The organism is Legionella sp. (assembly GCF_047605385.1).
Classification (GTDB): Bacteria; Pseudomonadota; Gammaproteobacteria; order Legionellales; family Legionellaceae; genus Legionella.
In genome coordinates, this window is sequence record NZ_JASGFU010000083.1 from 1 (window position 1) to 9,879 (window position 9,879).

Consider the following 9,879-nt stretch of genomic DNA (forward strand, 5'->3'; position numbering starts at 1 on the left):
ATTGCTCATTGCTCATTGCTCATTGCTCATTGCTCATTGCTCATTGCTCATTGCTCAATAAGTAGTCTTTTGGGATTTGTTTTGAGATATAAATTGGAAGTTCCCGCTTTCGCGGGAAACTTACTGGCAGTAAGGGTCAGAGAGGGTGAGTTCCACTCTAGGTTAGTTCACTTATAGTAGAAACAGCATGATACCCTGCATCCACATGCACCACTTCTCCAGTAATCCCTGATGCTAAATTAGAGCATAAAAACGCTGCGGTATTCCCCACCTCTTCAATAGTAACATTTCTCTGCAATGGTGTACTATTGGCATAAGCTGTTTGAATCTTGCGAAAATCTTTAATACCTGCCGCTGCCAAGGTTTTAATTGGCCCTGCAGAAATGGCATTAACGCGTATGCTACGACTACCCAAACTTGAAGCCAAATAACGTACGGAAGCTTCCAGGCTGGCTTTAGCAACACCCATAACATTATAGTTAGGAACCGCTTTTTCAGCACCATAATAACTCAGAGTTAAAATAGAACCTTCAGTTTCTTCCATCATCGGTAAAGCAGCCTGTGCTAAACCAATCAAACTATAGGCACTAATATCATGTGCAATTTTAAAACCTTCGCGGGTGCAAGAAGTAACAAAATCACCACTAATTTGATCTGCTGGAGCATAAGCAACTGAATGAATTAAAATATCAAATTTGCTCCAATGCTTTGCTAAATTGGCAAACAGAGCATTTATTTCTTCATCCAAAGCTACATCGCAAGGAAATGTCAGCTTTGAATTAAACTCTGCAGCCATTGATTCAACGCGGTCTTTCAAACGCTCATTTTGATAGGTAAATGCTAATTGTGCGCCTTGCTCATGGAAGGCTTTGGCAATACCGTAAGCAATCGAACGGTTGCTTGCTAAACCAATAATAAGCGCTTTTTTACCAGCTAAAAAACCCACAGTTCTCTCCTTATATTATTATGTGTGTGATGCTAATAATTCACGCATCTTGGCTTGAATCATTTCAATCGCAATTCTATTTTCACCGCCACGAGGAACAATAATGTCGGCATAGCGACTTGATGGTTCGATAAACTGTAAGTACATAGGACGTACTGTAGTTTCATATTGATGCACTACAGACTCAAAGGTACGGTGGCGCTCTACAACATCTCTTTTTAAACGACGAGTTAGGCATACATCCAAAGGTGTGGACATAAATATCCGAATGTCCATGATGTCGCGTAATTCTTTATCGCTAAAGAGCAAAATGCCTTCGAGAATGATAATCGCATGCTTACCAACAGTTCTGGTTTCAGCAAGACGTTCATGCTTAGAGTGTGAATAAATGGGTATTTCAACACTTTTTCCTTCACGAAGTAAACGTAAATGTTCACAAAGTAAGGCATGATCAAAGGAATCTGGATGATCGTAGTTTATTTTCTCTCGTTCTGTGAAGGGTAAATGTCCATTGTCTTTATAATAGGCGTCTTCAGAAATAACAACTACTTGTTCTGATCCTAATTCATTAACTATGGTATTGGCAAAAAGACTTTTTCCTGATGCAGATGGGCCGGAAATTCCAATGATTATTGCTTCTTTATTCATAACTTCGTACCGCTCAAATTTTCGCAAAATGGTAAAGGTTTTTTGCGTTAAATTCAATCTTTATAGCATGTCTGGAACGAATTTGTCGGCGAATAAGTCCTTGCTTACAAGCAAGGACTTATTGATTAACTCGATAAATGCTCGGCAGCGTTGATTACTTCCTTTAAAGGGTGGCCGACTGAGGCGGAAGGTTCTTTAATCATTAGCAAGGCTGCTAAAGTTGAGGCTATGTTAGTAGTATATACACGACGAGTGATATTTTGTGCTTTAAAACTTGGGTGCACAAACAACAGGGGTACATAACTGTCATAGCTCCATGGGCTACCGTGGGTCACTCGCGATATATTTTTTGCTCCATTGGATTGATTTGGTGGTTGTACAATGTAGATATCGCCAGCACGATTTGGATAGTACATCCTGTTCACCTTATTGCTAAGCCAATCGTTCTCCATCTGTTTTATTGGTAAGGAAAATGCTTTAAATATTCCTGGCTTCAAGGTTAACGCTTGAGCCAAATAATTGCTCACCTCCGATAGATGTAATTTATTCTGATGAATTAGCTTATGATTAAGATAAATATAGGGAGGAGTGACTGCCAGCAATGCTTGTTCGGGAAGTTCAAAACGTTTTTGCAAAGCAGTGTGAATGAATTTTTCTAACTCACCGATATTTATCGGTTTGATTTCTACAATCTGATGTGCTTTAAGATAGGCTGGCCCATCATTGACACCATGATCTGCACTTAATACAATCAACGTATTATCAAGCCCAACTTGTTTATCAATAACGGCTAATAAGTGAGCTAGAGTTTTATCAAGTATTAATAAATTATCTTCTGCTTCCAAACTGTTAGGCCCGAATTGATGACCAATAGCATCTACCCCGGAAAAACTAATTCCTAAATAGTCAGTTTTCTGTGCAGTGCTGCCTAAATGTTCTGCAACAATTAGTTTTTCTGCAAAATTGGCAGTTAATTGGTCAGCTTTTGGTGTTCTTGACAACGCTTTAAAATAATCTAAATTTTCGCCATGTTGCACGTGGTGCGGGAAGTTTTGGCCAAATGCTTGATCAACTTGGGTAAATACGGGAGAATGCGCATTTTGATATTCTGTCTTTGGGCGACTAAGATTCCAATCATAATCAGGTGATCGATAAATTTTATTCCATTTTTGTACCCAAAGAGGATATTTTTTATAATAATACGTGCTGGTTACAAAACCACCATTTGTGGTATCAAACCAAAAAGCTTTACCAGCGTGTCCTGCCAGGGCAATTGCTGAGCGGTCTTTTAGGGAAACGCCAAAAGAGCGTCCTTTTTTTGCCAAGACCACTTCATCGCTTAGAGTTGATGCATATAAATTACGTGGAGAGCGCCCAGGGGTAGGTATTTTTGTGTGTTGGGTTGGTACTGTAGAGACTTTTTTATCTTCCATGCAATAGATCATTTGTTTTGATTTTCTATCATACCAATCGTTATTCACTATCCCGTGCATTGCTGGATAACTTCCAGTAGCAATGGTTGCGTGTCCTGCACAGGTGGTAGTATTGGCATGAGGATGATGAGTATTACGATAGTTTATAGCATGACTAAGCAGGTAATTAAATCCCGCTTTACCAAATTGCTGCTGATGTTGTTGGATTAAATCGCCGCGTAATTGATCAATAACTATTTGTACAACGAGTTTGGGTTGATCCGTATTTGCATCAGCACTGAAGCAAAAAAGTGCTAATAAACTAGAATAAACATATTTTTTCATGAATACAACATCTCCATAAGTACAAGCAAGGAGTAACTTAACTTAATATCAACATTAAGATCAACCAGAAAAAATTTTATTTTTGCAGATTAAAAATTAAATGATACGTGAAACGAAAACTCATGACGCACATTATTAATTAGTTTAAAATTTCTTGAATGTAAGTAATTTCTAATCCTGTTTATGAAGTTTAAGGAGGAACAAATGATATTTCAACTGATTGCATATGAAGTTCTAAGAGAACGGATTATTAATGCAATCCGATCTTTTGCTAATCGCTATAAATGTGATGGCCCAACTATTATTAAACAATATGGATGTGCTTATTTGCTCACTGAGGATGAGCAAAAACAACCAATGAAACTCGAAGATTATTACAGTAAGGTTCCTGACGAACGAAGGACAGAGATTGGTTTTCTGCTAACTTGCCTGAGACTTATTGATGCTTCTGAGAAAAAGCTTGCAGAAAAAGAATTAATACTTAATGCCGCAACTTGTTATACACGTACTATGATTGAGGATGATCGTGATCCAGAAAAATCACTTTATAACAAGATTGTTTCTCGTGTTACCACATTAAATAGTAGTACTTTATATACATCACTTGGTTTTGCTTTAGATATTGATCAATACAATGCTCCTGATAATGATGATATGTCTTTAATGTGTAGCACTATAAAAGATTTTGTAATGGAGCAAGTGCGTCGCTACAAAACCACTGCTGATAAAGGCGCTGTAGTGCATCCTTTTTCTGAAAGCAGAATTGAGAAGTTTAATCTGGATAAATTTATTAGTACTTTAAATACTAAAATAGTGCATTATAGTATAAAACAGTCATCTGAATTAACTCGTCATCTTAAAAGTTCTGCGTCAGTCGCTTCTAATGGAATTTTTGCCCAAGGAATTGCTGATTCCTTGTTGAGTAAATCTGAAGAGAAAAGTGATAATTCAAAGGATAAGGATGAGCCTCATGTAAGCCATCCCATTGCAACACTTTGTTAATTAGCATAGAGGCACGTTGGGCTCTTACTTAGCTCAACGCACAATCGAATTCCGAAAAAGTAAAAATATCGATTACATTTCTATGGGATAACCAAATGTAGCCCATTCCATAATTCCGCCATCAACGGAAAATACTTCTTGATAACCTAAATCAATCAAACACTGAGCTGCATATAAAGAGCGAATACCACCTTTACAATGTAAATAAATAGGCTTGGTCTTATCCGGTATGTGTGAGGTTATGGCAGACAAAATGAGATCCTTAGGTATATGAATGGCTTTAGGAATACGTGCATTTTGCCACTCATCGTGTTCACGAATATCAATAAGACACAGTGTTGCGTCTTGTTCCATTCTATTTTTTAATTCATGAACATCAATAGTTTTAATACTAGGGTTTATCATAACGTACTTCTCTTATCGTTGGTCTTGTGAATGTTGAATGGTGTAGCAGCCAATAAATTGTTGCAGTGAATATTCCTCCAATTAAGGTAGCAAATGCCCAGGTAGGTGCTGATACAAGCACAGTTTTTTGTCCTATACGATTCATCGCACCGCCATCACGTGCCACGGCACCTGCAAAAACTAAATGCAAAATGCCATTAATTAACATGATAAGATAAAAAAACGTTTGGATTTGTGTTGCAAATTGTTGAGCTAACTCATTTATCATGAATACAGTTCCTTTAATCGTTTCGCACTATAATAACAGAAAATGATCAAGATCTTTTATTTCTTTCTTATCCCCGGTAACATCAGGGCATATAAAATATTTCGAGAGATGACATGAACGCTTCTGATGTCCCGGTTCCTCATTTAACAACGGCTAATTCTGGCCCTATTTATCATGTTGAAAAAGTTTTATTAAATCAGGTTGCCGCTATAGAAACCTGGTTTAGACAGCAATGGAAAAAAACACCGCCGCCGTTAACTTCTTCGGTGGATTTACGTCAGGCTGGTTTTAAGTTAGCTCCGGTAGATACAAATTTATTTCCTGCTGGATTTAATAATTTAAATCCAGAGTTTTTACCTCTATGCATTCAGGCGGCTCAATCAGTGCTTGTCGATTATGTACCTTATTGTACTCGTATTTTATTATTGCCTGAAAATCATACGCGTAATAAATTCTACATGCAAAGCCTTTCAGTATTGCGCACGATTTTTACGAAGGCAGGTTTTGTCGTACGTATTGGTAGCTTGGATCCTAATCTTAAAGAGCCAATAGAAATTGAGCTTGAAAACGGGGAAACTTTATTGCTGGAGCCCATTCAAAGACAAGGCGATCGTATTGGTCTGGTTGATTTCAATCCCTGTTTTTTAATGCTAAATAATGATTTGTCCCAAGGAATTCCCGAAATATTAGAAGGATTACAGCAAAAGATTAGACCTACGGCTAAATTAGGATGGGCATCACGTTTAAAATCTAACCATTTCGGATTTTTTGACGAAATTGCCAAAGAATTTTCCGATGTTGTAGGGTTAGATGCATGGCTAATTAACCCTTATTTCAGTGCGATTGATGGTATTGATTTTATGGCTCAAGAGGGAATCGACCGCTTGGCTCATGAAGTTGATAAGATATTGAAATTAACTCAAGATAAATATGCCACTTATGGAATTAAAGAAAATCCTTTTGTCGTCATTAAAGCCGATAATGGGACTTATGGCATGAGTGTGATGATGGTGCATGATGCAGATGAAGTACGGCAATTAAATCGCAAACAACGTACCAAAATGGCAACCAGTAAAGGCAGCCAGAAAGTAGAGCGAGTGATTATCCAGGAAGGGGTTTATACTTTTGAAACCATGCCTAATGGTGCAGTTGCTGAACCAGTTGTCTATATGATTGGTCAATTTGTAGTAGGTGGTTTTTATCGAGTACATCAAGAGCGAGGTATTGATGAAAACTTAAATGCTCCAGGAATGCATTTTGAACCTTTAGCTTTTGCCGAGGCTTGTAATATGCCTTGTGATGAGTTAGAGGTTGTTGATTCTCCGAATCGTTTTTATGTCTATGGGGTTATTGCCCGTTTAGCTGCTTTAGCTGCTGCAAGGGAAATTGCCGCAATTGGAGGCGAATGATGAAACTTGCTGTATTGAGTGATCCTTTGGATTACTTAAAACCTTACAAAGACACCACAATTGCGATGATTAAGCGTGCCCAGGAAATGGGTTGGTATTGCGTGTATTTTACTCAGAATGACTTATTTTATAGTAGGAAGCATCTTTCTGCCCGGATGCATGAACTAAAAATTGGTGATGAGCATAGTGTGACCTGGGCAGAAACCAAAGATTTAGGAGATAGGCTACTGGCTGATTTTGACATTATTCTAATGCGCAAAGATCCACCATTTAATACGGAATATATTTATACTACCTATCTTTTAGAGTGTGCTGAGCGTGAAGGTGTGTTAGTCGCTAATAAACCGCAAAGCTTACGTGATGCTAATGAAAAATTTTTCACCTTAAATTTCCCTCAATGTTGTCCAACAACTCTAGTTTCTCGCGACATAAAAAGACTTAGAGCATTTTGGGAACACCATCAGAATGTAATTTTTAAACCTGCAGAAGGTATGGGAGGTAGTTCGGTATTTCATGTAGACGAGCAAGGTAGAAATTTATCGGTGATTTTAGAAGTATTGACTCAGCATGAAACTCAGACGATCATCGCCCAACATTACATACCGGAAATAGTTACTGCTGGAGATAAACGGATTTTGGTTATTAATGGCGAGCCAGTACCTTATGCTTTAGCGCGTATTCCTACCAAAGGTGAATTACGTGGTAATTTAGCAGCAGGAGCGCATGGAAAGGTCGTCGCAATTAGCGAGCGTGATCGTTGGATTTGCGAGCAAATTGGGCCAACATTAAAAGCGAAAGGACTTTATTTTGTAGGGATTGACGTTATTGGTGATTATTTAACTGAAATTAATGTAACAAGTCCAACCTGTCTTAGAGAGATTACGGCAGAAACAGGCATAGATATCGCAGGTGATTTTTTACGATCACTGATGGAGTCTTATCACTCATCAACATAATCACTGCCAATCTCTGCAGCAACTTTGTTATCAGCGTTTTCATCATCTACGTATAAAGAGCCATTATCCTGCTCTTGGCCTGAGATTAGATAATTACGATGTTGTAAATAAGCATCGCGCATAAAGGCATATTTGTCTAAGGCTTCATCCATCAGACGCTCTGCATCAAACATTTGTGCTCGTAAATCTACATAGCGTAAGGCCAATAGACCATAGACAACTGCATCATCATTGATGTATACATAAGGACTGTACAATGCAAATTGAAATAACCAGCCTGCACCGTCTCTAATTGTACTTGGGCCTAAAAAAGGCAGCACAAGATAAGGCGATTTTTTATCACCCCATTTGGCTAAGGTGAGTCCTAAGTCATTGGAATGAGGTGGTAAACCAAAAGTCTGTGCCACATCAAATATACCGCCGACTCCTAATGACGAGTTGATGATCAAACGCCAGGTATCACGAATAGCCCATTTACCTTCAGCTTGCAACAAGTCATTACCCACCGTAGGTACTAAGTCCAGGTTATTATAAAAATTATTGACGCCTTTACGAACAAAAGGAGGAAGTACTGCTCGATAGACTCGTGCTGGTGGTTTCAGAAAAATCCTATCAAAAGTGGAGTTAAATTTATACACTTTACGGTTAAATGATTCATAAGGATCTTCAGGATTGGTTCCTTTGCATACACAACCTGCTAATGCCAGACTTCCCGCTAAACTGAGGCTTATTAAATTTAATCGCATGATTTTTCTAACTTATTAGACTTAGAAATGATGTTACACCAGTTTCTGATTCTTGCCTATTACAACTTGAATTGATCTTATGAAATGATTATTTATAATTCAATTAGTACAATATTTTTAAAAGTGTCTATTAATTGTCAAGTAATTGTTTTAGAATTGTACTGACTATTTTATGGTTATCTAAACTATGCCTAATTTTCATTTTGTAAAACAAATTGCAGGGCCATCCACAGAGAAGTTTATTATAGAAATTAATAATGATATTGAAAAACTCAATATTTTAATTGATCACTATAATAAAACTATAGATCCAATGGAGCAAATTAACGCGCTTAAAAAAGTGTACTGTTTTAAACAACAAATCGAAAATAAACATAGTGATCGTAATATTAGTAAATATAATGCTTATCAAAATGAAATTCAGAATAATTTGTTTATCCAACTTCAAAGTGAATTTAAAAAGCATGGGATTCACTCAATGTATAACATATCAACTCTTAATCCATCACTCCCCATCGCTCCTCATTCTCCTTATGCTTTACCGGTTATCCTCGCCGACATGATGCCGGAAAAAGCAAATAAATTACTTGAAATTTTGTCCGCAGGTGCGATGTTTAATGTAAATGAACTCAAAAAATTGTATAGTGCGTCCGAGCCTGGTTTTGTCGAATATCAACATTTTCTAAATAATAATGGGATACAGTTTTTAGGTGGAAGTAATTCAAAAAATTTTAAAATTATACCAAACGATGGAAGCTCACCCTTTGTTTTAAAAATTGAGAATCGAATGGGGATGCCTAAATGGGCAGAGGAACATCTGAGAGTACATTCCTTAAGAGAGATATTTACCCCAGTACTTTCTGCTCGACAAGCCTCCTGCGTCGTAAATGGTACACAGATTACACGAACTTTATTAATAACCGAATTTTGTAGTGGTGGTGATCTTGAGGCTCATAGTAAAACATACCTTACTAATTATTCTGAACGAATAAAATCTGCCCTCAATATATATCATCAAATGGCAACTATTTTAATGGGAATTAGCAATGATCAATGCGCATTTCCTGATATGAAAAATACTAATTGGTTAATTGAATCCAGTGGTATGGTACGGTTAGCTGATACAAAGTCTTTTGTCCCCGTTGATAGTGATGATCATATTGATAAGAGTAAAAACGAAGAAATATGGTTTCATTTTCTTTCTACAAAATTTATGAACCCACCAGAGTTTGCTGGATCGAGCTCATTTTCCGCAGATAAAATACATTCTTTTATGCTGGGAAAAAATTTATATCAATATTTATCAGGATGTAATCATTCGTATTTAAAGAAGAGAGATAATGCGAGTACTTATGATTTTAGTAGTCCTGTATTTAATAATGAAGAAGGAAAAGAATTAAAACAATTAATTGAAGTAATGGTGCAACCTAATCCTAATTATCGAATTTCCGTAAAACAATCATTGCTGGAATTGGAGAAAATACAATGTCGTATTCTTTTAAGAGAAATATCTTCCTATCCAATTCCAATAAGTGAGGAGGAGGATGTCTTAAAAGCTCAGTTTATTGACGTACAAAAAACAAAAATTTATCAATCTAATTGCATTGAAGACCTTCAGAGTATAAAGAAAGACCTGAATGCTAAGCTATTGAAAATTCTCCAATTTGAAAAAGCACAGTGTGATGAGCTTTTAAAACAGCTATCTTCTAATAGCTTAGGAGCCTATGATACTCAAAAAAATG

Annotated in this window: 10 protein-coding genes; 4 read left to right on the top strand and 6 right to left on the bottom strand. The window is 37.0% G+C overall.

Annotated features, from left to right (window positions below; translation table 11 throughout):
- Positions 1-157 precede the first annotated feature (157 nt).
- The 3 genes from QM652_RS12860 to QM652_RS12870 form a co-directional block, all read right to left on the bottom strand.
- Positions 158-946, bottom strand: coding sequence for an enoyl-ACP reductase (locus tag QM652_RS12860; protein ID WP_415076429.1), 789 nt, complete (start codon positions 944-946; stop codon positions 158-160).
- An 18-nt stretch (positions 947-964) separates the two neighbouring features.
- The gene (gene udk, locus QM652_RS12865) at positions 965-1,594 is read right to left on the bottom strand and encodes a uridine kinase (RefSeq protein WP_415076431.1); all 630 of its coding nucleotides are present in this window, start codon (positions 1,592-1,594) and stop codon (positions 965-967) included.
- A 125-nt stretch (positions 1,595-1,719) separates the two neighbouring features.
- Positions 1,720-3,351, bottom strand: coding sequence for an alkaline phosphatase family protein (locus QM652_RS12870; RefSeq protein WP_415076433.1), 1,632 nt, complete (start codon positions 3,349-3,351; stop codon positions 1,720-1,722).
- Positions 3,352-3,555: 204 nt separating this feature from the next.
- Between QM652_RS12870 and QM652_RS12875 the strand changes: the two genes are divergently transcribed.
- Positions 3,556-4,353, top strand: a complete 798-nt coding sequence (locus tag QM652_RS12875; RefSeq protein WP_415076435.1) for a hypothetical protein — start codon at positions 3,556-3,558, stop codon at positions 4,351-4,353.
- Between the two features lie 72 nt (positions 4,354-4,425).
- Here QM652_RS12875 and QM652_RS12880 read toward each other — a convergent pair whose 3' ends face one another.
- Together QM652_RS12880 and QM652_RS12885 are read right to left on the bottom strand one after the other, a co-directional pair.
- Positions 4,426-4,758, bottom strand: a complete 333-nt coding sequence (locus tag QM652_RS12880) for a rhodanese-like domain-containing protein (protein ID WP_415076437.1) — start codon at positions 4,756-4,758, stop codon at positions 4,426-4,428.
- Positions 4,745-5,026, bottom strand: a complete 282-nt coding sequence (locus tag QM652_RS12885) for a hypothetical protein (protein ID WP_415076439.1) — start codon at positions 5,024-5,026, stop codon at positions 4,745-4,747. The genes QM652_RS12880 and QM652_RS12885 overlap by 14 nt, the downstream gene beginning before the upstream one ends.
- Before the next feature lie 113 nt (positions 5,027-5,139).
- Here QM652_RS12885 and gshA point away from each other — a divergent pair, with 113 nt between their 5' ends.
- Both gshA and gshB read left to right on the top strand, forming a co-directional pair.
- Positions 5,140-6,435: a glutamate--cysteine ligase gene (gene gshA / locus QM652_RS12890; protein WP_415076441.1), complete on the top strand. Its 1,296-nt coding sequence runs from the start codon at positions 5,140-5,142 to the stop codon at positions 6,433-6,435.
- A complete protein-coding gene (gshB, locus tag QM652_RS12895) occupies positions 6,435-7,391 on the top strand; it encodes a glutathione synthase (protein ID WP_415076447.1) in 957 nt (318 codons plus the stop codon). The genes gshA and gshB overlap by 1 nt, the downstream gene beginning before the upstream one ends.
- Here the strand turns inward: gshB and QM652_RS12900 are convergent.
- Positions 7,376-8,137 (bottom strand): VacJ family lipoprotein, encoded by a 762-nt coding sequence (locus tag QM652_RS12900; protein ID WP_415076443.1) that lies wholly within the window; start codon positions 8,135-8,137, stop codon positions 7,376-7,378. The genes gshB and QM652_RS12900 overlap by 16 nt on opposite strands.
- A 187-nt stretch (positions 8,138-8,324) precedes the next feature.
- On the opposite strand from QM652_RS12900, the gene QM652_RS12905 reads away from it, so the two are divergent.
- A partial coding sequence (locus QM652_RS12905; RefSeq protein WP_415076449.1) for a protein kinase domain-containing protein occupies positions 8,325-9,879 on the top strand: 1,555 nt, incomplete at its 3' end.